Source organism: Bradyrhizobium sp. 134 (genome assembly GCF_023074155.1).
Classification (GTDB): domain Bacteria; phylum Pseudomonadota; class Alphaproteobacteria; order Rhizobiales; family Xanthobacteraceae; genus Bradyrhizobium.
The window spans coordinates 77,032-101,682 of the sequence record NZ_JADPKX010000072.1 but is presented as its reverse complement, the minus strand read 5'-3'; the positions used below and the strand labels follow the sequence as shown (position 1 = coordinate 101,682).

The 24,651-nt window shown below is 59.1% G+C and carries 18 protein-coding genes and 2 pseudogenes; 11 read left to right on the top strand and 9 right to left on the bottom strand.

All coding sequences use genetic code 11. The features are described 5' to 3' along the window. Nucleotides 1–183: 183 nt before the first annotated feature. Complete coding sequence (locus IVA75_RS27755; RefSeq protein ID WP_247285515.1) at nucleotides 184–1,209, top strand: TRAP transporter substrate-binding protein; 1,026 nt, start codon at nucleotides 184–186, stop codon at nucleotides 1,207–1,209. Between the two features lie 35 nt (nucleotides 1,210–1,244). Next, the gene (locus tag IVA75_RS27750; RefSeq protein WP_247285609.1) at nucleotides 1,245–3,098 is read left to right on the top strand and encodes a TRAP transporter large permease subunit; all 1,854 of its coding nucleotides are present in this window, start codon (nucleotides 1,245–1,247) and stop codon (nucleotides 3,096–3,098) included. Nucleotides 3,099–3,142: 44 nt separating this feature from the next. On the opposite strand, the gene IVA75_RS27745 is transcribed toward IVA75_RS27750, so the two are convergent. The 5 genes from IVA75_RS27745 to IVA75_RS27725 form a co-directional block, all read right to left on the bottom strand. After that, a complete protein-coding gene (locus IVA75_RS27745; protein ID WP_247285516.1) occupies nucleotides 3,143–4,033 on the bottom strand; it encodes an SMP-30/gluconolactonase/LRE family protein in 891 nt (296 codons plus the stop codon). A gap of 34 nt (nucleotides 4,034–4,067) precedes the next feature. Further along, nucleotides 4,068–5,171, bottom strand: a complete 1,104-nt coding sequence (locus IVA75_RS27740; protein ID WP_247285517.1) for an ABC transporter ATP-binding protein — start codon at nucleotides 5,169–5,171, stop codon at nucleotides 4,068–4,070. Between the two features lie 10 nt (nucleotides 5,172–5,181). Further along, nucleotides 5,182–6,021 carry a carbohydrate ABC transporter permease gene (locus tag IVA75_RS27735; protein WP_247285518.1) on the bottom strand — a complete coding sequence of 280 codons (840 nt, stop codon included), beginning with the start codon at nucleotides 6,019–6,021 and terminating at the stop codon, nucleotides 5,182–5,184. Further along, entirely contained in the window at nucleotides 6,018–6,941 is a 924-nt protein-coding gene (locus IVA75_RS27730; protein ID WP_247285519.1) for a sugar ABC transporter permease, read from the bottom strand. The genes IVA75_RS27735 and IVA75_RS27730 overlap by 4 nt, the downstream gene beginning before the upstream one ends. A gap of 62 nt (nucleotides 6,942–7,003) precedes the next feature. After that, nucleotides 7,004–8,440, bottom strand: coding sequence for a sugar ABC transporter substrate-binding protein (locus tag IVA75_RS27725; RefSeq protein WP_018459017.1), 1,437 nt, complete (start codon nucleotides 8,438–8,440; stop codon nucleotides 7,004–7,006). An 873-nt stretch (nucleotides 8,441–9,313) separates the two neighbouring features. On the opposite strand from IVA75_RS27725, the gene IVA75_RS27720 reads away from it, so the two are divergent. Then, nucleotides 9,314–9,655: an FGGY-family carbohydrate kinase gene (locus IVA75_RS27720; protein WP_247285521.1), complete on the top strand. Its 342-nt coding sequence runs from the start codon at nucleotides 9,314–9,316 to the stop codon at nucleotides 9,653–9,655. A gap of 403 nt (nucleotides 9,656–10,058) precedes the next feature. Here the strand turns inward: IVA75_RS27720 and IVA75_RS27715 are convergent. Then, nucleotides 10,059–11,351, bottom strand: a pseudogene (locus tag IVA75_RS27715) (MFS transporter). Nucleotides 11,352–11,632: 281 nt separating this feature from the next. Here IVA75_RS27715 and IVA75_RS27710 point away from each other — a divergent pair. The 6 genes from IVA75_RS27710 (at nucleotide 11,633) to IVA75_RS27685 (ending at nucleotide 19,567) form a co-directional block, all read left to right on the top strand. Next, nucleotides 11,633–12,235: an XRE family transcriptional regulator gene (locus IVA75_RS27710; RefSeq protein WP_247285523.1), complete on the top strand. Its 603-nt coding sequence runs from the start codon at nucleotides 11,633–11,635 to the stop codon at nucleotides 12,233–12,235. Nucleotides 12,236–12,268: 33 nt separating this feature from the next. Beyond that, nucleotides 12,269–12,910, top strand: a complete 642-nt coding sequence (locus IVA75_RS27705; RefSeq protein ID WP_247285525.1) for a 2-hydroxychromene-2-carboxylate isomerase — start codon at nucleotides 12,269–12,271, stop codon at nucleotides 12,908–12,910. Between the two features lie 747 nt (nucleotides 12,911–13,657). Next, the gene (locus tag IVA75_RS27700) at nucleotides 13,658–15,007 is read left to right on the top strand and encodes a pyridoxal-phosphate dependent enzyme (protein ID WP_247285527.1); all 1,350 of its coding nucleotides are present in this window, start codon (nucleotides 13,658–13,660) and stop codon (nucleotides 15,005–15,007) included. Nucleotides 15,008–15,010: 3 nt separating this feature from the next. Further along, nucleotides 15,011–15,721: a VTT domain-containing protein gene (locus tag IVA75_RS27695; RefSeq protein ID WP_247285529.1), complete on the top strand. Its 711-nt coding sequence runs from the start codon at nucleotides 15,011–15,013 to the stop codon at nucleotides 15,719–15,721. A gap of 130 nt (nucleotides 15,722–15,851) precedes the next feature. Then, nucleotides 15,852–16,745, top strand: a complete 894-nt coding sequence (locus IVA75_RS27690; protein ID WP_247285530.1) for a transporter substrate-binding domain-containing protein — start codon at nucleotides 15,852–15,854, stop codon at nucleotides 16,743–16,745. An 80-nt stretch (nucleotides 16,746–16,825) separates the two neighbouring features. Further along, nucleotides 16,826–19,567 carry an EAL domain-containing protein gene (locus IVA75_RS27685; RefSeq protein ID WP_247285531.1) on the top strand — a complete coding sequence of 914 codons (2,742 nt, stop codon included), beginning with the start codon at nucleotides 16,826–16,828 and terminating at the stop codon, nucleotides 19,565–19,567. Nucleotides 19,568–19,958: 391 nt separating this feature from the next. Here the strand turns inward: IVA75_RS27685 and IVA75_RS27680 are convergent, their stop codons facing one another. The 3 genes and pseudogenes from IVA75_RS27680 to IVA75_RS27670 all read right to left on the bottom strand — a co-directional run. Continuing rightward, a complete protein-coding gene (locus IVA75_RS27680; protein WP_247285532.1) occupies nucleotides 19,959–21,506 on the bottom strand; it encodes a Fic family protein in 1,548 nt (515 codons plus the stop codon). A gap of 184 nt (nucleotides 21,507–21,690) precedes the next feature. Then, nucleotides 21,691–21,996, bottom strand: a complete 306-nt coding sequence (locus IVA75_RS27675; RefSeq protein WP_247285616.1) for a hypothetical protein — start codon at nucleotides 21,994–21,996, stop codon at nucleotides 21,691–21,693. Between the two features lie 25 nt (nucleotides 21,997–22,021). Next, nucleotides 22,022–22,301, bottom strand: a pseudogene (locus IVA75_RS27670) (IS110 family transposase); the annotation flags it as partial. A gap of 400 nt (nucleotides 22,302–22,701) precedes the next feature. Between IVA75_RS27670 and IVA75_RS27665 the strand changes: the two are divergent. Then, nucleotides 22,702–22,995 carry a DUF485 domain-containing protein gene (locus tag IVA75_RS27665; RefSeq protein WP_247285533.1) on the top strand — a complete coding sequence of 98 codons (294 nt, stop codon included), beginning with the start codon at nucleotides 22,702–22,704 and terminating at the stop codon, nucleotides 22,993–22,995. Nucleotides 22,996–23,004: 9 nt separating this feature from the next. Then, nucleotides 23,005–24,570, top strand: coding sequence for a cation acetate symporter (locus tag IVA75_RS27660; RefSeq protein WP_247285534.1), 1,566 nt, complete (start codon nucleotides 23,005–23,007; stop codon nucleotides 24,568–24,570). The last annotated feature ends 81 nt before the right edge of the window (nucleotides 24,571–24,651 follow it).

Sequence of the window (24,651 nt, the reverse complement as noted above, 5' to 3'; positions counted from 1 at the left end):
TAAGCGCCAACCCAGCCAAGCCCGAGTGAGGAGCTACGCCCGTCGCATGTTGCGGCGGCGAGCGATGGCTCTTGCACCAAATGCCGGCGGTCGAGAGTCGGTGAACGAAGAGCCCGGAAGGCTGCACGCCAGCGTGCGCTGATGCAGCGGGCAGCAACGTCAATGATGGAGCAGGAGGACAACATGACAGTATCGAAGCCCGGAAGCATCAGCCGCCGTTCGCTGTTGATGGCGGCCACGGCCGTACCACTCTGCGGGATTCTGACCCGTCCGGCATCTGCCGCCGAGTTCGTCTACAAGTTCGCGACCGGACAGGATCCGACCCATCCGGTGAATATTCGGGCGCAAGAGGCGATCGACCGTATCCGCGAAGCGACGAGCGGCCGGCTGGAGATCAGGCTGTTCCCGGCCAATCAGCTCGGCTCCGACACCGAGCTCCTGACCCAGGTTCGCAGCGGCGGCGTCGAGTTCTTCAATCAATCGTCCTCGATCCTTGCCACGCTGGTGCCAAGCGCGGGCATCGTGAACACCGGCTTCGCGTTCGCCGACTACGACAGCGTATGGAAGGCGATGGACGGCGACCTCGGCGCCTTTATCCGGGCGCAGATTGCCAAGACGCCGATCATGGCGGTGTCGAAGCCCTGGGACAACGGTTTTCGTCAGGTGACCTCGTCCGGCCGCGAGGTGCGAACGCCGGATGATCTGAAGAATTTCCAGATCCGTGTTCCGCCCGCGCCGCTGCTGACCTCACTGTTCAAGGCGCTCGGAGCCGGGCCGACGCCGATCAACTTCAACGAGGTCTATTCCGCGTTGCAGACCAAGGTCGTCGACGGTCAGGAGAATCCGCTGCCGATTATCGCGACCGCGCGTCTCTATGAGGTGCAAAGCACATGCAGCCTGACCGGGCACGTCTGGGACGGCTACTGGATCCTCGGCAACAAGCGCGCCGTCGAGCGACTGCCGAAGGACGTGCAGGAGATCGTGACGCGCGAGCTCGACCGCTCTGCCGTCGATCAGCGCGCCGACATCGCAAAGCTCAGCCAATCGCTGCGAACCGATCTCTCGGCCAAGGGCCTCAAGTTCATCGACGTCGATCGTGCCGCCTTCCGCCAAGCGTTGTCCAAGACCAGCTTCTACGCCGACTGGAAGAGCAAGTTTGGCGAGGAGGCGTGGTGCCAGCTCGAAAAAGCCGCGGGTCAGCTATCATGACCAGCGTGAGCCATACGCCGCACGCGGACGCCGGTATGGCGGCCAGCGCGTCTCAAGCAGGCTCGCGCAGTTGGATAGTAAAAGCGAATACGGTGCTCGGTCACGTCGTCGCAGTACCGGCCGCGTTACTCGTAACGGCCGAGATCACGGTCCTCTCCGCAGGCATCGTAGCCAGATACGTATTCCGTTCGCCGATCGTCTGGTCGGATGAACTTGCCGGCATTCTCTTCCTCTGGCTCGCCATGCTCGGATCGGTGATTGCGTTCCAGCGCGGCGAGCACATGCGGATGACCGCCATCGTCGGCGTTCTCAGTGCGGACCGTCGCGCGTTCCTGGATGTCATAGCGGCTGCGGCGTCGCTGGCATTTCTCGTGCTCGTCGTTTGGCCGGCCTATGAATTCGCCGCCGACGAGGCCTTCGTCACGACCCCGGCGCTCGAGATCGTCAACACCTGGCGTGCCGCAGCGCTGCCGATCGGGATCGGGCTGATGCTGGTCGCAGCCGTCCTCCGGCTCATCCGCATCGCGAACCTGCGCAGCTTGCTGACTTCTCTGGCGATCGTCGCAGGCATCATCGCGACGTTCGTTCTGCTCGCGCCGGTGTTGAAGCCGCTCGGCAATCTGAATCTTCTGATCTTCTTCGTTTTCGTGGTCGGCGCGATGGTTTTTGCGGCCGTGCCGATCGCGTTCGCATTTGGCCTCGCCACGGTCGGCTATCTCGCCCTGACAACCAGCACGCCCGACGTGGTGATGATCGGACGGATGGATGAGGGCATGAGCCACCTGATCCTGCTTGCCGTGCCTCTCTTCGTCTTTCTCGGCCTTCTGATCGAGATGACGGGTATGGCGCGTGCCATGGTCAGCTTCCTGGCAAGCCTTCTGGGCCATGTGCGCGGCGGGCTGCACTACGTGCTCGTCGGGGCGATGTATCTGGTCTCCGGCATCTCCGGTTCCAAGGCGGCGGACATGGCTGCGGTGGCTCCGGTGCTGTTTCCCGAGATGCGGCAGCGTGGGGCCAAGCCCGGCGATCTCGTTGCGCTCCTGGCCGCGACGGGGGCGCAGACCGAAACGATTCCGCCGTCACTGGTGCTGATCACGATCGGCTCGGTGACGGGCGTGTCGATCTCGGCACTGTTCACCGGAGGATTGCTCCCCGGCGTGGTGCTCGCGGTCATGCTCGTCGCCGTCGTTAGGTGGCGATACCGCCGCGAGGATCTGTCTCACGTCAAACGAGCCACAGGGCGGCAGATTGGCCGGGCTTTCGTGATTGCAATTCTCGCCATCGCACTGCCATTCGTGATCCGGACTGCCGTCGTTGAAGGCATTGCGACGGCAACGGAGGTCTCGACCATCGGGATCCTCTATTCGGCCTGCGCGGGTCTCTTCATCTACCGGCAGTTCGACTGGCGCCGCATCTATCCGATGCTGGTCGAGACGGCCTCGCTGTCGGGGGCGATCCTGCTCATCATCGGCGCGGCGACGGGCATGGCCTGGGCGCTGACCCAGTCGGGATTTTCTGCCTCTCTTGCAAAGTTCATGACCAGCCTTCCCGGCGGCGTCCCTGTCTTCCTCGCGGTAACGATCGTGACCTTCGTGATCCTGGGCAGCGTGCTGGAAGGGATCCCGGCCATCGTTTTGTTCGGCCCGCTCCTGTTCCCCATCGCGCGGCAGGTGGGGGTACATGACGTCCACTACGCGATGGTGGTCGTTCTCGCGATGGGAATCGGGCTGTTCGCGCCACCCTTCGGCGTCGGTTACTACGCGGCCTGCGCGATCAGCCGGATCAACCCGGACGAGGGAATGAAGCCGATCGTGGGCTACATGATCGCGCTCTTGATCGGCACCCTGATCGTCGCAGCCGTGCCCTGGCTATCGATCGGCTTCCTTTGAGCCTCGGCGGAACGCCTCGCGGGACAAAACCGTGAGGCGCCTCGTCAGGCGAATTTCGGCAGATACAGCGGCAGGCCTTCGCAGGGCATATCGATCTCCTCGACCTGGCCCTTGCCGACTTCAGTGACACGCAGCTTCTTGCCCTCGAGTGTAAAGGCACAATTCGTCGGCTGCGGCCCATCCAGGATCAGCCGGTCGACCACTTCGCCCCGTCGGTCCAGCACCGTGACGTTCTTCTGGTTGTAGACCGTGCAATAGAGGCGGCCATTCGTCCCGAAGGCCATACCGTCCGGCCCTTTGAAGTCAGGATTGGAATCAGGCTGCAGGACGTTGCCGAAGACCGCACGTTTCGGCGAGGCTTCGCCGAGCACGTCGTATCGGTAGATCTCGCCGGTGAAGGACGCGTTGGCATAGAGCTGATTGTCGGGACCGAAGGCAATGCCGTTGGTGAACCGGATCTTGCGATCGAGCACGCGCAGGACTTTCATCGCCGCTGGATCGATCTCATACACACGGCCGTCCCAATCAAGATTCATATAGTCGTCGACGAAGGCTTGCCCGTTGATGAAATCCTCAGCAGCCATGCCGGAGTCGGTCATGTAGAGCAGTCCATTCGGACCGAAGCAGAGATCGTTCGGGAACAGAAAGCGGTCCGCACCTTCGCCCTGCATGCGCCGGATCTCGTTTCCGCTTTCGTCGATGCAAATCAGCGCCCGAAGACCGGCTTCTGCGATCCAGATCCGTTCGTGGCCATCGGTCGTCAATCCGTTTGGACGACCGCCCGTCGTCCGGATCACCCTGCGATTGCCGCGACGGTCAAGCCGCGTAATGCAAAGGGTCGATTGGGACATCTCCGTGACGTACATTGATCCGTCCGGCAGGCACACCGGGCCCTCGGGCGCTCCGATCCCGGTGGCAAAGAGTCTCGACGCCATTGTTTCCTCCCGTTTTCCAGATTGTTGGCGCTCGCTAGGCGATGACCAGGCCGCTGGCCGGATCGATCAGCACCACACGATTGAGGTCGATGGCGAGATCGATCCGCTCGCCATGGCTGCTGACGTCATGAGCTTGCAGCTCGGCAACCGCATCCACTCCGCCGATCTTGATGGTGGCGAATGTACGGGTCCCAGTCGGCTGAATGAGATCGGCGACGGCTGAATAAGATACCACTCCGTCGCGCAAAGGTCCGCCGCCAGCCCGGATGAGGTGCTGGGGACGAATGCCGACGAGAACCTCCCGTCCATCCTCGCGGGTGACTAATGTGGCCTTTGCGGGCGGAAGTGTCAGCGAATCACCAGGCCGAAACACAACTGCAGCAACGCCGCCGTTGGTCTTGAGGGTCGCCGGGATGAGGTTGATCGACGGAGATCCGAGGAAGCCGGCCACAAAACCCGTACGGGGCTGCTCGAACAGTTCAAGCGGAGCCCCTTGCTGCTCGATTTTTCCATCACGGAGCAGCACGATGCGGTCGGCCAGCGTCATCGCCTCGACCTGATCGTGGGTGACGTAGATCATCGTCGTCGTGATTTCGTGGTGCAGGCGCTTGATCTCGGTCCGCATCTCATCGCGCAATTGGGCGTCGAGATTTGAGAGCGGCTCGTCGAACAGGAACAGGTCCGCCTTGCGGACGATGGCCCGGCCGATGGCGACCCGCTGACGCTGTCCGCCGGAGAGCTGCCGAGGATAGCGCTGAAGAAGATTGCCGATGCCGAGCATTTCGGCGGCTTCGCTGACCCGCTTCCTGATCTCCATCTCTGGAGTCTTGCGGGCGCGCAAACCGAACCCGATGTTCTCGTTGACGGTCAAATAGGGGTAGAGCGCGTAATTTTGAAACACCATCGCGATGTTGCGCTCGCGCGGGCGCAGATCGTTGACCACTGCGCCGCCGATGGTGATCGTCCCGTCATCCGGGTCTTCAAGACCGGCTATCGTTCGTAAGAGTGTGCTCTTGCCGCAGCCGGACGGCCCTACAAGCACTGCGAATTCGCCGTCGGTGATGGTAAGATCCACACCCCGAACCGCGTGCACGTTGCCGTAATATTTGTGCACCCCGGACAGCTTGACGTCAGCCACTTCGCTCTCCTTAACCTTTGACTGCGCCCAGAGAGATGCCGCGCACGAGATAGCGCTGCATCACCGAGACCGCGACGAAGATCGGCAACGTACCAAGGACCGACATTGCCGCGATCTTTGCCCAGAAATTCGATTGTCCGCCGAAGTAGTGCGTCAGCATGACGGGAAAGGTGATGACCTCGGTACGCGTGAGCACCAGCGCGAAGAGGAAGTCATTCCAGGCGAAGACGAAGGTGAAGACCGACGTCGCCATGAGCCCCGGACGGACCATCGGAAAGACAACTTTCCAGATCACTTCCCATCGATTCAGGCCGTCCACGAGCGCGCTTTCTTCGAGCTCCAGCGGAACGTCGACGATGTAGCCGCGCATCATCCAGATCACGTAGGGGAGATTGAACGCCGTGTAGAGCAGGATCAGCCCGAAATAGCCGTCGACGAGACCAAAATAGACGTAGATCAGGAAAATCGGAAAGACGACCGCAATTGGTGGGATCATGCGCTGGGAGATGATCCACATTGCGAGGTTCTCGCCGCCGGTGCCGAACCGGGCTAGGCTGTAGGCGCAGAGCGTCCCAAGAACGATCGCAATGCCGGAGCTGACGCCGGCGACGATCAGACTGTTCAGAATGGCAAGGACGTCCCCGTCCTTGAACAGCACGTAATAGTTCGAGAACTGGATCTGACCGGGAATCCACAAGGGCGGCACATGATAGATCTCGTCCGGCGTCTTGAACGAAATCATGAACAGCCAGTAGACCGGAAACAGAAACAGCAGGGTTACGACGCTGGCGCCGACATAGCGAAGCGCCAGGATGCGGGCTTTTCTCGCTGGAAGCTTGGCGATCCTCATCGCGCAAGCACCATGCGCTTGAGGACCAGGGTGGTGACGAGCGTCAGCAGCGCAATCACCAGGAACGAGATCGCGGCCGTATAGCTCGTCTCGAATTGCGAGAAGCCCTGCACATAGGTGTAGAGCGAGATGGTCTCGGTCATCGAGCCCGGGCCGCCTTCGGTAAGAGCCCAGATGATGTCGAAGATGCGGACGAGGTCCAGGCCCCGGATCAGGCAGGCCACGGCGACAACGGGCGCGATCGCCGGCAGAACGATTGCGCGAAGCACGCGAAAGTATGATGCGCCGTCGAGTTCCGCAGCTTCGAGCTGCGATTGGTCGACGTTCGACAAGGCTGCGAGCAGCAGCAGGAACATGAACGGCGACCATTGCCAGACTTCGCAGACGATGATCGCCGGATAGACGTAGGCAGAATTGACCGTCCAAAGGATTCGCACCGGCTCGCCCGCAATGAAGCTCAGGATCTGACCGACTGGACCGAAGCGAACGTCGAACATCAACCGCCAGGTCGCTCCCGCGACGATCGGAGAGATCACCGTCGGAAGCACCAGCAGTGCGACGAAGAGCTGGCGTCCGGGCATGCGATCGATGAAAAGCTGCGCCATCAGGAAGCCGATCAGCAGCTCGAGGGGCAGGGCGATCGCGGTGATGATGGCAGTGTGGCCGAGCGAGGCCCAGAGGCGAGCATCCCTGAACAGCTCCGCATAGTTCAAGAGGCCAACGAAGGACGTGTCGTTCTCGGTCATCGTGATGCGCTGAAAGCTCACGATCAGCGAATAGATCAGGGGAAACAAGCCGACCAGGAGAAGGATCAGAATGGCCGGCGCGACGATGAGATAGGGCAGGCGGTCCTCGAGCATGCGCCCGAGGCGGCTAGGCCGACGTTGTTCGGCACCCTTGAGACTTGCGGAAAGCGTCATCATCAGTCCAGGAAACAGCACAGCACGGGAGGGCTACGCCTCCCGTGCGGTGTCCAAGGCAGCTATTGGGGATAAGCGCCGGGCTTTGCCGCCCAGACCTTGTAGACCGCTTTTTGATTGTCGATGCCGACCTTCTCGGTGATGGCGTCGAATTGTTGCGCCAGACGATCGAGGATAGCCTTGGGATCTTCGCCCGCCCAGAGGCTGGAGATCGCCTTGGTCACTGCTTCGTCGTACTTGTCCTGTTGCAGCAGGGAGAGATCAAGCAGGCCCTTCTCGCCGGAAGTCTTGATCGTATCGAGATAGGCGGGAGCGTCGGGCCAGAGCGCACGGTATTTTTCGCTCGCGTAGTGCGACAGCCGGAACGGATCGCGCAGCGTATAGGGGAGCTGGACGCGCTCGAGGCTGGTCTTCTTGCTGTTCAGCCATTGAATGAAGAGATAGGCGGCCTCCTTGTTCTTGCTGGTCGCCGACACCGACAAGTCGAAACCGACGCCGAGCTCCGGACGGCCGAGAGGCGTGAGTGCGTAGCCGACCTTGCCGGCGACCTGCGATTTGGGCACCCATTTCAACGCTTCCTCGCCCGAACCGTAGCCAGCGGCCCACCGTCCATAGGGCGGCCAGGAGATCGTCATCGCGGTGGTGCCCTGGAGGAACGCGGCGAGATTGTCGACGAAATTCCACTGCTCAACGCCCGGCGGCATGAACTTGTTTTCCGCCAGCATTTGTTTGAACACCTTGAGGCCGATGTCACTATTCACCGTCGCCTTCAAGGTGTCGGCATTGAAGAACTTGCCGCCTTCCATGCGGAAGCGTTCCTGAAACATGTATTGCGGATAGGGCGCTGTGCGGAAGAAGCCGGCACCGTAAACCTTGGGCGCCATCTTGTCGGTGATGAACTGGCCGATCTCGTCGAACTGCTTCCAGTCCTTTGGCGGCGCGAGTTCGTAGCCGAACTTGGCCTTGAACTCTTCCTTCATCTTCGGATCCTCGAAGATGTCTTTGCGATAGTAAAGCAGCATCACGTCGCCGTCGTCCGGAAAGCCGTAAATCTTCCCGTCATACTGCATCTGGTTGTCGCGATACGCGGTCGCGATGTCCTGCAACTCGTCGCGATAGCCGAACTTGTCGACATACTTGTCGAGAGCCTCGAGCGCGCCAGCGCGCGCAAGGTCAGGCATCCAGGACGGAATGACGTTCAGCGCGTCATAGGCGCCGGCGCCCGATCTGAAATCCTGCATGATCTTGGTGAACATCTGGTCGGTGGGCACTTCGACCACCTTGACCTTGATCCCGGTGAGCTTCTCCCATTTCGGGCCTGAATAGTTCAGCGGGTCGAGCGATTGAAGACCGGCCTCCCAGACGATGCTGATCGTCGTTCCCGCATACTTCTTTGCGGCTTCGACCGCGATGTCGGCGGCATCCTTATCGGCGGCTGGCGCCGAGGCACCAGCGAGCGCTAGGACGGCGGCCGCGCCGAGAAATGTCCTAAACTTCATCCCCTTCTTCCTCCTCTTCTGGGCGTCCGCAGACCGCCGGGCTGCTTTGGAGCGCTTCTCATGTGAGTTTTAGCTGATCAGCAGGTGCGGATATGGCCCCGCGGCGCGAGCACGGACAGATCCGACGTCGCGGGTAAATCGATTCATCTATGGCGAGAATTGCCACTCAGGTGTCTTTCGGCCAGGTCTGGATCAGCCAGACTGGGCTTCCCGAATGAACGCGATTTGGCTTCCTTGAAGCATGCATCCTCCCCCACAAACGCTACCAAGCCCTGATTTTTGGGCTAGTCTGCGTTGTCGCAGAACTCTTCGACAAATGAGAACTTTGCAAGCATGGGCGAGCTACATTCACCTGTCTAGCATGCGGCTCTCCGAAGCGAGATAAGTGCGGATTTGCTTTACACCCCTAGCTCCGATCTGCGAGGCGGCGTTGAACAGGAACAGCTACTGCACACGTCATATGCTAAGCATGCCGTGATACGAACCAAGTGTTGCCGCCATCGGCCGTGCCGCGGGGCTGATCGACGCCATGCCAGCGGTGTCGGAACAGTCCGCCGCGGTGATCCGGGAAACCTGCTGACCCACGTGGCCTATGTGTTCGGCACCTCGGCCTGCACGATGTCGTCGATCAATGAAGGAGCCTTCGTACGGAAGGCCTTATTTTTCGCCATGCTGCCCGGCCTGTGGTTGAACGAAGGTGGTAAGTCCGCAGCCGGCGCCGCGATCGATCATTTGGCCGCATGCATCTCACCCCAGAAGAGGCTTCGAAACTGGCGAGGGCAATGGGAGCGGCCTCAGCAATTCGCTGTCGATTGGGCGGAGCGATAAGGCGGGCTTCCGCCGCGGTTTGATCTCATCGGCGATTTGCATGTCGTGCCTGAATTTATTGGTAACCGTTCGCCGTTTGCGGATCCGGACGCGCGAGGATTGATCGCCGGCCTTGGGAGGGAAAACGAGCTCGACAGCCTAGTCACCTTGTATCTCGCCAGGATGTGCGGGCTTGGCTACGGGACCCGACAAATGGTGCGATCGCTGCACGAGAAGGGCGGGCCAATCGACACGATTATCGTCAGCGGCGGTGCGGGCCAGAGTGAGTTGGCGCTTCAGCCTCTGGCCGATGCGACTGGACAAGTCGTGGCAACGACAACCTCACCCGAGCCTGTGCTTCTCGGGTCCGCTATGCTGGGCGCGGTGGCCCCCGCGCCGCTATCCTGATATCATCAGCGCGAGGTCGGCCATGAGGAAAATCGGCAGGGCATTCACGTAGCCGAAGACGATCGCGCCTTCGCCGGCTATCACCATCCCGCCATTCCACGACGCTGGGCGGTGGGACCCTGATCAAGCTGCCGACCTCGGCCCGAAGGCGTCTATGTCCAGCCAATCCTTTCCCCTGCGAGCCGCACCGAGCTCTGGAGCGTCGGTCGTTGATGCGACCGTTGAGATTGAGTAGAGGCCGCGGGGCGATCGCAACGGCCGATTGCGGGCGAGGCGGATCGCTGGCCGATCGTGCGGCACAAAGAGGCCGCACTCGAGCCGGATAGCACGAGCGTGCCGCAATGCTGGCGCGCAGAACAACGCGCCAGCATTTCGCGAGAAGGCTCCGGTGTTTTGGTATCGTCTATTTCGATGGTTTCATCGAAAAGGCGCAAGCGGCAGCCAACAGGGCCAGCCCTCCCAAATAGAAGCCGATGGCCAACGTGCTGCCCGTCGTGGTCAGCAGCGTGGTTGCGATGATAGGGGCAAGGCCTCCGCCAATTGCAGCCGCGATCTGAACGCCGAGCGACATGCCACTGTAGCGAACCCCGGGCGGGAATTGAGCCGAATACAGCGCGGGCTGAAGCCCGAACATTGTTGGATAGATAAGGCCTAAGGAGACGACGATACCGAGGCGGATCAATAGGGGATCCTTGGTATTGACCATCAGAAATAACGGAATGGCAAACAGCGCGAGCAGAATGCCGCCGACGCCGTAAATCGTGCGGGCGCCGATCTTGTCGCCGAAATGTCCATATATTGGAATTGCGAACAGTCCAACGGTTGCCGCAATGAGAATGCTATTCAATACCTCAGCCCTCGAGAGACCGAGGGTGACGGTCGAATATTGAAGGATGAAGATCGTGACGAGATAGAACAATGTGACCTCTGCCAGCTTCGCTCCCACGGCCAGGAGAAGAGGGCGGAGATGCGTGCTCACGACTTCAGCGCTCGGCATAGCGACGGTCTGTCCTTCATTCTTGGCTTGCAAGAATACCGGGCTCTCGGGAACCTTCGATCGGACAAAACTTCCCAGCAGGATGAGGACGATGCTCGCGAGGAAGGGCACTCGCCATCCCCAAGCCAGAAAATCATTCTCTGAGAAGGAGCTCATATGGGCGAATACCAAGGTCGCCAGGATTAATCCGGCTGGAGTGCCTGCCTGCGGCAAGCTGCCGAATAGCGACCGCTTGTTGCCATCGGCATGCTCGACGGCGATCAGTACCGCGCCGCCCCATTCGCCGCCCACGGCAATTCCCTGGCAGATACGAAGAAGGACGAGCAGCACGGCCGCTCAGATACCGATCTGAGAGTAGGTGGGGAGCAGGCCAATCAAAACAGTCGGGATGCCCATCAGGAAGAGGCTGAGGAGAAGCATACTCTTTCGGCCGATCCTATCTCCGAAATGTCCGAAAACGAGTCCGCCTAGCGGTCGCGCAAAGAGCCCAACGGCAAAGGTCGCGAAAGAAGCCAGCGTGCCGCTGACGGGATCAATGCTGGGGAAGAACAGCTTGCTAAAGACCAGGGCGGAGGCCGTCCCGAATATGAAAAAGTCGTACCATTCGATGGTTGTTCCGACCACTGTCGCGGCCACAACCCATCCCTTCGAGGTCGGCTTTGCGGCGGTTGTCGTTGATGCATTCTCATAGACAGTCATCTCTTCTCCGTTGAAGTTGAGTGGCCCCGGCTGCCTTGACAATTTTTTCCACGCGTAGTCTGTTGGACAACATGTTGCCCGCCGGGAACCATATATCACCCCGTCACTATTGAAAAGGGCGCGGCTGTAACGGACTAAGGCGAGGTGTGCTCATGACGAGCGCGCGAGGCCTACCGCTCCGCGCTGGACCTCTTCGTTCATTGACAAAGCACATTCAGTCGCCACGATGCTTGGGGAGACAAAAATCGTGGAAATCTGGTCTGCCAGTCCGGTGATGAAGAATGATGAGCAAGAAGACAATTCGGACGACCAAATTCGAAGCGAGTGTTTCAGAGCAGCTGCCGGCGGGACGGATCGGCGCTCGTTTGCGTGCCTGGCGCCGCAACAAGAACATGACACTCGACGAGCTGGCTCTCGCGACGGGACTGAACAAAAGCTTCCTGTCCCGGATCGAGAAAGACGCCAAGGCACCGTCGATCGCAACCGTGATGAAGCTCTCTCGTGCTTTGGACATTCCCGTGGCGCTGCTATTTGGTGAACAGGTCGCGGACTCGGACATCCATCTGGTTCGTACCGCGAACCGGCAGCCGGAGGAGGATCCGGTCCATGGATACTCTTTTGTATCCCTATCGCCAGCGGGGCCGGGCCGACGGGCGGAAGCTTTCTTAATGACGCCGCCGGCCCACTTCAGTGAGGCAACCTACGCAGAACATTCCGGCGAGGAGTCGCTCTACGTCATTACGGGCCGCGTCGAAGTGAAGTTCGCGGACCGCAGTGTCGTCATGGGCCCCGGAGATTTCCTGCAGTTTCCGGGGCACCTCGTTCACCACGTGCGGCGGGTTGGCGCCCGCGCAACCGTCCTTATCGTCATTAGCCGAGACTGATCCACGCCCACCACCTTCCGAAAGCCTGATACTATGCTTGATCAAGATGCGCCATTCATCGACTACTATGTCTGGCTGATGTCGGACTGGGCCTATTTAGGGCAGGTCAGATTGTCACAGATAACCGCGCGTCACGGAGTTCGTGTCAACTATATCCCAATGCGCATGCAGGATGTCTATGCAGCAAGCGGCGGGATCGTTCTTGAAAAGCGTTCATGGCAGCGACGCGACTATCGCATCGAGGAGCTTAAGCGTTGGAGCGAGCGGCTCGGCATGATCGTCAACATCGAGCCTTTCTATTTTCCTGTCGACGTGGATGTTGCGTCTTGCATGGTAATTGCGGCGCAAAACCAAGGCTTGAATGTCGACCGTCTCGCGAACGCAATGATGCGCGCGATTTGGATCGAGGACGAGAACCTCGCCGACCGCGACACGCTGCTGAGAACCGCGGATCGCGCGGGTTATGACGGCTTGACGCTGTTGGAGGGGGCGGCAGGTGCTGCCCGCCTGGAATACGTATCCAATACCTCTCGGGCATTGGAAGCTGGTGTCTTTGGATCGCCGTTCTATGTGTTCAAAGGCGAACGGTTCTGGGGGCAGGATCGGCTAGATATGCTTGAGGAGCGACTGATCCGCACAAAAGGCGCTCCGCTGGGGCGCAGGCCGCAAGCCTGATTCGTTTCGAGTGTCTGAGCCGATTCGACGTCGACGCGGTCACCGTGTCGGCTTCAGAGGACTGTCGGCCCAACTGCGGGCAGGCGGCTCGGCAGCGGGTCGTCTTCCAACCGGTACAAGCGTAGCACAACCGCCCCTCGTTGGAGTCGTCGGCACGCTGGCATTGGCTTGCCGCAGGCCGGACACGCCTTCCGGATCGGAAAAGCGCTTGGGTCTGGTGTTTCTCACCTCGATTATGAGTCAGCCACTCTCGTTCGCAATTGTTCGGGCGCGGTGCTGGCCAAGGCGCCAGCTGATCGTGCCGTGCTTTGGCGCCTACACCAACGACGTGCGGAGATTGCGCGACAGCCGAGTGGCGCCAACGCCGGATACAATGGGGGCGCAGACGGGAAGTGCGCGCGCACTAGCAAAGGACCTTTCTGATCCACTTTCCGGACGACCCGGAGTATATCTCTTGATGCGGTCCGATGGGCGAAGCCCTTGCGCCAAAACAACAATACGGCGGGGCTAATCGCCGTACTGCCAAGCTGGTTTGAGCTAGATTTGATCCTGAGCACACCTTCAACGCGTCTGCGTTAAGCAAACCTTTGAGTATTTCGCCCGTGAGCGCGCATGCGGATTGGAATAGGGTTAAAAAAGCGTTAACCTGAAGCTACACCGAGTAGCATCCAGGCAATGAACCTCTCTCGCCGGAACTTCATGCAAGCGGCCCTCCTAGGCGGCGCCGCGTTGAGCGGAGGTGCCGCGTTGAGCGCGGTCGCCACCCATCAACGTCGCCCCCTCCCGTTGTCGCCGCTCCCGCACGCCGCTGATCTTGCAGGCTTGGCTCCCTCGTCCGCAGCCTTGAAATCGCAATCCTTGGCGCTCGGTAGATACTTTCCGTCCCTGCTGGATCCCGATGCCGAAGGCGGTCCTTTCATCGGCAACACGCTCTCCGGCGATAAGTCATTTGCCGATTACGTTCGCCAGGGCGAACCCGGTAACTCGTTTTTCCTGAGGCAGGCTGACGGCCGCGCCACCATTCCATGGACCCCCATTTTCTTGAGGGGAAACAACCAGCTATTGCAGTTGCCGTCGTCTGTGACGCGACAAATAGACTGCTCTGATCTTTTGGTGATGAATGAGAGCAGTGCGCGTTATCCCGTCTTTGGCAACAAGGCGCGGAAGTACGAATTCCTGCTCCCGAATCTGAAGTGGTCCGGCTCCAAGCGTTTAGGGACGGTGGGCGCGGTCTCTAGCAATCATGCTCTGCAGTTTGCCCTAGCCAATCGTGTGGCCGATTTGACCGGTGACGGACAGCCGCTGAATTGTGCCCTGGACTTGGTGCTTTTCGAGGTGCCGGGAGCTACCACGGACATGGCGCGGCTGGGGATTTTGCGAGGCCTGGTTGCACACGTTGCCATAGCCAAGAACAACATTGAATTGGTGGGCGAAGCTTCCCAGGAATATGCGAGAAATTGGCTACATCCGGATACGGATTCGCTCGTTCCCCCAGGCGGCTCGAACGATCTGAGTGTGTTGGGGCATATGAATGCGATTGCCGAGTTGGCGCAGTTCCTTAGCGCCGCTCAGGCGTGGAGTGCACCGCCCGACGTGATTTTTGTCGCCATGGGCAGCGGCTCGACGGTCTTGGGCCTTCTCCTGGGCGTCCATTTGATGGGATGGAAGACCAAGGTCGTGGGAGTGGCCGATCAGGACAAATCATATCTGACGCGATGGCTTGTCAACCGGCAACCCTCCTTGCCATTTGTGGAGGGGAATGTTGCCAAACTCGCTCGCAGCACGGTTGAGTGGCTGCAGCAAATCCGCTTTCCAGGCATCTCCCCTGATGTGCTTCGCGTGATGCAAGACGAGATATTCGTGCCGGATTCCACCAGCTGGCAGCCCGGCTACGGCTTGGTCGAAGCCACCGACGTTGCGTGGGCGAACGAGTTGGAGGAAGCCGGACTCAGCCTTGATCCAGTCTTCACTTTGAAAGCATGGCGCTCGTTGCTCACCATGTCTAAAGCGGGGGCGCTCAAGAACAAGAAAGTTCTTTTCTGGAATACTTACAACAGCTTTGATTACATGCCGCCTCTTCTATCCAGCTTGGGATAGCCGATGCGTGGTTACCAGCCATTGATTGTCTATATAGCAGTCGTCATGTTTCTGACGCTGGCATATCTTGCATCACCTATTTCGAGAGAGGCCTTTTGGCAGGTGTTTCCGGGGCTTGAAACAATGGCCCAAGCGCATCCACTCGGCACCGCTGTGGCGTTTCTGGTCACATCCACTGTCCTTGCATTTCTGGCCTTTCCCTCCATGCCAATGATTTGCCTGGCCGCCGGTTTTTACATGGACGGGTTGGAGGGAGGCGCCACCGTGCTGCTCGGCAGTGCCTTTGGCGGTTTGAGCGCGTTTCTCTTCTATCGAAAGCACATTCAACGTCGCAGCGCTTCATTATGTCAGCAATCGGCTGTGAGACTCTGGTTGACCTTGCTCGGACTACGCCTCTCGCCCCTCGTGCCCGCACCACTGGTGAATTTCATTGCCGCGATGCTTGACGTCACCCCTCTTCAGTACCTGACGACCAGTATGTTGGGCGGCGCGCCGCTGGTCCTGTTCTATGCGCAAATAGGGCAGCAAGGGCATCACTTATTGTCCGGCGAAACGCCGCATTGGCAGCAGTTTTCCGGATACTTGACCATATTATGCTTAAGCACGCTGTTGAGCGCGATGGGTCCGTGGCGCTCGGTGCTGAACGACCTCAAGAAACTGAAAGGCACGCCCGGATCGAACAATCTTCCGTTGCACTCAGCACCTGGTCTGTAATCAATCCTTTACCGACAAACTCGTTTTTCCGAAAACTGAAATCTACTTTGTTGTATTTCGCCATCCTTTCTTAAACTCACAGCTATAGATTGCAGGCGCCTCTCCTGGCACAAAGGTAAAGAGCGCCTCCATGTCCCTGAAACGCTTTGTCCGCGTGTCGCTGAGCGGCGCCATGGTCTTCCTTTTCGCGACTTCAGGCTGGGCAGCTGATCTCGCAGAGATCAAGCAGCGAGGCGAAATCCGCCATATTGGCATCCGCTACGCCAACTTTGTGACCGGCGCGGGCGATGGTTTGGAGGTCGAGCTGATGCAGGGCTTCGCCAAAAGAATTGGCGTCTCCTACAAGCTTGTCTACTCGGATTTTTATTCGGTCATCCGCGACCTGCTCGGCAAGGATGTGGTGCGCAAAAATGGCGAAGTGACGCTGGCAGGTGACTATCCCATCAAAGGCGATGTGATATCGAGCGGCTTCACCGTGCTGCCCTGGCGTGAGGCCATTCTTCTATATTCCGAGCCGACCCTTCCTTCGCAGGTTCTCTTGGTGGCACCAGCCGAGTCTGATCTTCAGCCGATCCAGGACGGCGCGGATCTAGCGGCCGACATCGTCAACACCCGGAAGGCGATCGGATCCAAGAGCGTACTCGTGATGGAGCGCACCTGCTTGGATCCATCCAATTACGGCTTGGTCAACGTCGGTATTGATCTAAAGGCTTACAACAAGAGCGCCAACCTGAACGAGATGGTGCCGGCCATGCTCAACAAAGAAGCCGAATTGACACTGCTCGACGTGCCGGATGCCATTCTGGATTTGCGGAAATGGGCGGGCAAAATCAAGATTCTGGGGCCGATCTCCGAGCAGCAAACGTTGGCAACCGCCTTTCCGAAGGACGCTCCAGCTTTGCGCAATGAATTCAACGCGTATTTGAGCGAGATCAAGGCCTCCGGCTTCTATGACCGGCTGGTGGACAAATATTATCCCGGCATCCGTCGATTTTTCCCGGAATACTTCGCGAAAACGAATTGATGATATCTTCGCTGATTAGATTCAGTCGATCGTTAGCTCCACGCTGGCTCTTGATAGCAGCAGCGGCGTTTCTGCTGTCTATGTTTTATCTGACTGGCAATCTCTATACGTCGCAAGTGGAGTTGCGGCAAAACGCCGATGCGCGTCTGGTGTCGCTCGGTGAAGCGCGCGCCGCGGAGGTCAGCGATTTCTTAGCCGAACGGCGGCAGGCCGCCGCACGGCTCGCAGCCAGCGAGGACATTTCCAACTATTTCAGCAATCTCGATCTCGGAATGTCCGTCAAATATGGCCTCTTCGCCAATTTGGCTGCAATCGAGCGCCGCTTTCAGGCGACGGTGGGTGAGGAGAAATATCAGGGCCAAGCCGCCTATTTGCGGTTGGCTTTCTTCGATCGCAACGGCGTGGCGCAAGTTAATGTCGGCTCGTCCAGCGCGACGACAGCTTCGCCGGTGCGTAACGCCCTGGCCGAACCATATATTCAGATTGACGACAAGCGCCGCCTGATTGTGGTCAGCGTACCGGTACTCCAGAAGGGCAAGATAAGGGGAACGGTCGAGACCGTGAGCAGTCTCAATCTACTTTCCTCATTGGTGTCTACCAACAACCTCGGCCAGCCGCGCGAATTCCTCCTGGGAGACGATGGGCAGGTGCTGCTCCCGATCGAGCGAGAGCACTCGGCCGTTGTCACCGAAGGCCCCTCGCTGGCCAAGCTTCCGTCTGGCCGCATACAACCTCTGTCAAATCTCAGCGCTTCCGAGCTGAGAGGATATCTCGCACTTCGCTCGCCAGTTGCCGGTACTCGACTTTCCGTCCTGAGGCTGGCCAGCGAGGATGAGCTATACGGTCGTACGCTTTCACCCCTCTCCGTTTTCTATGTTGGCCTCTTCGCTATCGTGCTATTTATGCTGGCCATCGGCTTCGAGCGAATGCGTCAAAATGCGGCGCGGTTACAAATCAAGTTCGTCGAGTCCAATCGACATAGAGCGGAGCTGGCCGAAAACAATCTCGCTCTCTCTCAAGAGATCAGGTGGCGCGAAGCCATTGAGGCCGACCTGCAGCGACAGAGGGAGGCTCTTGACAAGTCAAACTCTGAATTGCGCATAGCCGCGGCTGCTTTCAATTCTCAGGAGGGCATGATCGTCACCGATACCAAAGGCGTAGTCTTGAGTGCCAACCGCGCCTTCGTGGGCTTAACCGGCTATACGATCGAAGAATTGGTTGGACAAACCCCGCGACTGTTCCGGTCTCATCGGCGTGGTCCCGAATTCTACCGCAGTATGTGGAATTCCGTTGAAGCGACTGGCGGCTGGCAAGGCGATATGAGTCTCAGGACCAAGAGCGGAGAAAACTGCCCGCGCTGGCTGACTATATCCGCTGTTAAAAACGAGACGGGCGAGGTCACCAACTACATCGGCTCGTATTATGATATTTCCAAACTGAAGCACGCTGAGGAAAAGATCCAAGAACTCGCTTTCTTTGACCAGCTAACAGGTCTGCCGAACCGCGTCCTGCTAATCGACCGCGTGCGCCAGGCCGTCAATGCGAATATCCGTAGCAAATCCTACGGCGCTTTGCTGTTCATTGATCTGGACAATTTCAAGACACTGAACGACTCGCTGGGTCACCACATGGGGGATATGCTGCTGAAATGTGTGGCTCAGCGCCTCTCCCATTGTGTGAGGGCGGATGACACAGTTGCCCGCTTTGGCGGCGACGAATTTGTCGTTCTTCTCGCCAATCTGGGTACACAGAAAGCAAAGGTCGCAGCCTTACAGGCGGAAGCGATAGGCGAAAAGATACTCGCAGCCTTCACCGAGGTCTTCCAGCTCGATGCGTATGAATATCTCTGTACCGCAAGTGTTGGCGTGACCTTGTTTTCGACTGATGAGTGCAATGTTGACGAGTTGCTCAAGAGAGCCGATCTGGCAATGTACGATGCGAAAACGGCGGGGCGAAATGGCCTGCGGTTTTTCGACCCGGCCATGCAGACTATGATTACAGCCCGCGCTGCCCTCGAGACCGATCTACGAGAAGACCTTAAGAAGGAACGGCTTTTGCTGCATTACCAGCCGCAGGTCGATCACGAAGGAAGGCTGCTGGGGGCAGAAGCGCTGGCGCGCTGGCCGCATGCGCATCATGGGATGATTTCTCCTAGCGAATTCATCCCCGTCGCAGAAAGCACCGGCCTCATCCTTCCGCTCGGCGCCTTGATGTTGAAGACCGCGTGCCGTCAGCTGGCTCGCTGGTCAAGCGATCCGGCGACCGAACGCCTGACCATCGCAATCAATGTCAGCGCCCTGCAGATGCGTCAGAAGAATTTTGTCGAAGAGGTCCGCGCGATCATTGAGCAAACCGGCGCCAATCCCCATCGCCTCAAAATCGAACTCACTGAAAGCACATTAGTCAGCAACGTCGACGATGTGATCGCCAAGATGGGCAAATTGAAAGCGATTGGCATCGGTTTCAGCCTCGATGATTTCGGAACCGGCTACTCAGCGCTTTCGTATCTGAAGCGTTTGCCGCTTGACCAGCTCAAGATCGATCGCAGCTTCGTCAAGGACGTTCTGGTTGACTCTAACGACGCCGCGATAGCCCAGATGATCATAGCGCTTAGCAGAAGCCTCGGCCTTTCAGTCATTGCCGAAGGCGTCGAAACGGAGGAGCAATATGCGTTCCTGGCGCGACATGGACAGCTCAGTTACCAGGGCTATTTGTTCGGACGGCCTATGCCGGCCGAGGATTTCGTGAGTCTCGCCCGAGCTTTCTCGCCACGTCACGGTTTGAAGCGGGTACGCGGGTCGGTCAATCGGGCTTCCGCATAGGCGTCGCCGGGAGACGCCAATTGCTGTTATTTCTTGCTCGTTTTGAGTGGCGAAGCAGCCGTCCGAATGCAACCGACACAGCCAAAGCCCAATCGAGGCCATAGCGCCTGCTCGTGGTCCAAATCGGCCGCGCCCCGGCAATGTCGCGCCTGCTCGCATTATGTCGTCGATCATCGGTGGTGCCTCTGGTTGCGTTGTTGCCGTTGGCGTGTCGCAACCCGATCCTACGGGAGAATTTCCGGTGGCCAGTGCAATGGCGCCCGCCTGGTACGGCGCTATTAGAGGCGCACGACCGGGTGGCTTTGCTCTACCGAGCTACACCACAACCGTGGACACGACCCGTACCACCGCTGGAAAGAATGGGCTTCCTGTCTCTGCGCAAGACGCGCCGTTAGTCACTTAAGGCTCCGCTTTGACCGAATGAGTCCGCGTACAATTGCTCAAGTTTCACAACTTCATCTTGAGTGAGCTCGGCGAATTCGTTCTCTCGTGCCCGCTTTGAAAGTCTTCCTTGATTCTGTCGCAGAAAGCCAAACAGGTTGTTGAGCGTTCGCTCGGGCATGTCGATGATGTTTTCGACTCCGGATCGGAACATATCAAAGTTGCGCAGGAAGCTCGTCTCATTCGGAAGGTCCAGCTCAATCGTCTGGCGTACACATTCGTAGAGAAATTCCGCATGCGGGGTGGCGTCGAAGAAGCGGTAGAAATCGCCGGTATCGTTCAAAACCTTCACATTATTCTTTGGGGTCGCTTCCCATTGAACGCACGGAAGTAGCCTGCTGGAATAGCTTTCCAGCACGCCTTTGTACTCGGTGATCCGGTCAAGAATCGCCGATGACACTGGAAAATGGACCCCGGCCGGATTAAATCCGCGCCGCGCGAGGACATGATGCATCAGATATCGATGGATGCGTCCGTTGCCGTCCTCGAATGGATGGATATAAACAAAGCCGAACGCGAGCACCGCCGCCGCGATAATGGGATCGAGCTCGTTCTCGGCGGCGAGATCGAATGCGATCAATCCTGCCATAAGAGAGGCGATGTCTTCATGCCTCGCGCTGATATGGTCCGGGATAGGGCGCTGTGTATCGCGGTCATGCTCTCCGACGAAGCCTCCTTCCTGCCGGAACCCGAGCTTCACGAAACGCTCGTCTCCGATGACGATGCCTTGCAGGCGCAAAAACTCCCGCTCATCGAGCGGCGCGCGCCCAGCCTCGCCGATGGCGCGTCCCCATCTTTGAATGCGATCCTGAGGCGGCCTTTCTCCCTCGATGATGTAACTAGACTTTGAATCTTTCAGCAGCAGAAAGGCGGCGGTGCGCGCGAGCAAATCCTTCGGGACTTCGCTGACGACAGCGCGCGCCCGCTCCTTCCAGTTCTGCGCGAGAAATTGGTTCAGCGCGGCCGTCTTGAAAACGAGCGGACAAAATTCCGGGGTGCCGGGAAGGTTGTTGCGAACGCGATGCCGGGCGGAATTCGTGCCAATCCCTCCGAACTGGAGGTCGGTATCGATGGCGTCTACATATGAGACCTTGTCTGTAAGCGACAGATTCAGCTCGCAGCCAAGCAACCACTCGTACAGAAACCAGATGCGTCGTGTGTAAATGCCGGTCGGCTTCTGCCGGACAAGCTCCGCGATGTCACCCTCGTTAACGACTAGGAAAAGCCGCTTCAGGACGGAAAGATCGACTCCTTCGTTCTTGAGGGCAAAAGTCAGGTGTCCCTCAAGCGAGGCCTGGGGAGCATGGCGAGGCGTGTAGATCCGCCAACCATCCTGTTCAATGATACGGTGCCGGGCTCCGATGGCCGAAAGGGTGCGGGGGACCGGCACGGCCAGCTTGTAAGTGTCGATGAGCGCGGCATAACCCGCGGGGACAGCGGGCTCAGGCAATCGCCTATCGTGAAAAACATTCACCGATCCTGAAAATTCTGCGCTCACTTACATTCCTCTGAAAAACATTTCCCGTCCTCGAATTTTGGTCACTGAGGGCTTGGATTTCGAAATTCCATCATACCACGTGAAAAATAATCTCTCAACGGAATAATCATGAAAATGGTTCACTTTGCACGGAGAACCCGGCCGCCATTACAGTAGCGGACCAGGTCGCTCCGGGATGGAACCGTCATGGCGCCGGTGATCTGCCGACGTTCTGGTTTTCAAATTCGCCATCATTTTCATGACGTTCCGATCGTGATTTTCCGCTGAAGACGACGAATTCTCTTGGCATTCGGACGCGCTGCGATGCCCCGGCACGACCGCGGTCCAGCCAACCGTACGGCACGACCTGCGAGGCGCTGCCGCTCTTGAAGATTGACCCGGGCGTCCAGAAGCCCGCAGAGGCCACATCCTTGTCAATCCCGGCTCCGACCCTGACCGCAAGAGAGAGGCCGTCGCCGATGACATCGGGATGAGCAAGCGTGTTCGTCATGCTGGTGGGGTCCGCTTAGCTCGGCTCGCTGGCAGGCCCGGTCTTGACTGGCCAGCGTTTCGATCCCGCTCGATAGTCCCTCGATACGCCCATCCAGTCGACGCGAGTCTTCCGCTAAACCCTCGATGATGCGCAACATGCAAGGCGAAAAAACATTGGCGCTAATTGCCAAGATACCGGGCAACTCGAACAGGGAATGTAGGCTTTGCCGCACACCATGCCTCGCTCCAAGAGGAACGCACGGGTCTGTTTGATGGACGGGTGCGCTGACCGACAAATCGACCGCGGACGCGGTGCAGGGCCTGGAAAGTCGAGTAGATCGGCAGTGTGACGCGCTGGGCGAGAACCCCGATAGAACTCCTCTTGTACTTCCGGTACCGATGGAGGTCGCGCCCGCTATTCTGCGAGGTTTCCGGTTTGACTGCATGTCCGCAGCTCGGACTCACGCCACCCATCGTGGTGCCGCCCTCACGCCTGCCCAAGCCCGCGCCGCCAACGTAATCCTTGCATGCAAGGATCAATGCCGTCGCAGGCGCGCCGTCATTGCCGGCATGGTTGTTGTCGCCGCGACCGTCGAGACGACACAGCATCGCCTTCGACGAGGCCGCAAATCTGCACAGTACATTGCAAAGTTTCGTGGTTCCCGACGCTTGCGGCTCGGCGGAAGCTGACCGGTAGTCGATATCAAGACCTTCTGGAGGGTGGATGGACGCGCAGACTTCCGTCAATTCCGGCGTCGCGCCTCGTTCTGTCACCCTCGCGCGGAGGCGCCTCCGGATCGCGCTGCTGCTTTGTGCGACGATGATCACGATCTATTTCGGCTTCATGGCATTGTTCGCATTCGACAAGCCGCTTTTGGGCACTGTGCTTGCGCCCGGGCTCTCGCTTTGCATCGTGCTCGGCCCTCTCGTCATCGTTTCATCGTTCCTGCTCTGCCTCATCTATGTGCTGTGGGCGAACCGGGTATTTGATGCCAGCCTTCGTGACCTCGAACGATAGGACCTCGCGATGGCCAACAACTCGCTCTCGATCGGCTTCTTCTTCGCATTTATGGTCCTGACGCTCCTGATTACTTACTGGGCGGCGCGGCGCACCCGTACCACGGAGCACTTCTTTGCCGCGGGCGGCGAGATCACTGCATGGCAGAATGGCTGGGCGCTCGCTGGCGACTTCCTCAGCGCGGCCGCGCTGCTCGGCATTGCCGGCATTGTCACCTCGAATGGCTTCGATGGCATGGTCTACTCGATTGGATGGCTGGTCGGCTGGCCGATCATCCTCTTTCTGATTGTCGAGCCACTGCGCAATGTCGGGAAATTCACGTTCGCGGACGTGGTCGCCTATCGGCTCAGCCAAAAGCCGGTGCGGCTCGCCGCGGCGGTCGGTACGCTGGCGGTGATCCTGTTCTACCTGATCGCCCAGATGGTCGCGACCGGATCGTTGATCAAGTTGCTGTTCGGCCTGCCCTACACTTGGTCGGTGGCTTTGGTCGGTGCTGCCATGCTCATCTATGTGCTGTTCGGCGGCATGCTCGCCACCACCTGGGTGCAGGTGGTGAAGGCGGCGCTGCTGCTCGCCGGCGGAGTGATCCTGGCAGTCCTGGTCCTGATGCATTTCGAAATGAACCCGCTCAAGCTGTTCGCCGCAGCGGCGGAGAAGTACGGCACAAGAGTGCTGCAGCCAGGTTCGAAGGTGGTTTCGGGGCAATGGGACGCGATCTCACTCGGCCTCGGGCTGATGTTCGGCACCGCGGCGATGCCGCACGTCCTGATGCGGGTATACACGGTTCGGGACTCCAAGGCCGCGCGACTATCGATACTTTATGCCACCGGGCTGATCGGCTTCTTCCACCTGATGGTGTTCATCATCGGCTTTGGGGCCATGGTGCTGGTCGGCCCGGAGGCGGTGATGAAAGCCGGCGGTGGCGGCAACATGGCTGCACCTCTGCTCGCCCTCACAGTCGGCGGCGACGCCTTCTTCGGTTTCATCTGCGCAGTTGCGTTTGCCACCATGCTGGCGGTGGTGGCAGGCCTCACGCTTTCCGGTGTGGCTACGTTGTGCCATGATGTCTGGACCAACGTCGTTCGCCACGGTAGGGCATCGGAGGCTGAGCAGCTCAAAGTGGCGCGGATCGCCACCGTTGCCATCTCGGTGCTGGCAATCGTGCTCGGCATCACCTTCGAAGGCCAGAACGTGGCCTTCATGGCCGGGCTCGCCTTCTCCATCGCCTGTGCCGCCAATTTTCCATCACTGGTCCTCGCTATCATCTGGCGTCGCTTCACGACGCCAGCGGCCGTCGCTAGCATCATGATCGGCACGCTAAGCTCGCTGGTGCTCATTGCGCTGTCACCGACCATCCAGGTCGATGTGCTCGGTAAGCCGCTGGCCCAGGTGAGCGGCGCCTGGTGGTTCGTCTCGCTGCGTAACCCGGCCATCATCAGCATGCCGCTATCGTTTGCCGTGGCGATCGCGGTGTCGTTGTTAACGCGGGAAACGAACGCGGATGGCCGCTTCGACGAGATGCAGCATCGCATCCTGTTCGGGCGCTCAAGGACGATGCCGCAATCGGCGGAGTGAACCAGAGCTGGGAATTCCGAATGGCATGCGCGGAACTGCAGATGCTCCTGCACAATTTCGCCGTTGGCCCTTCGAGCGTCA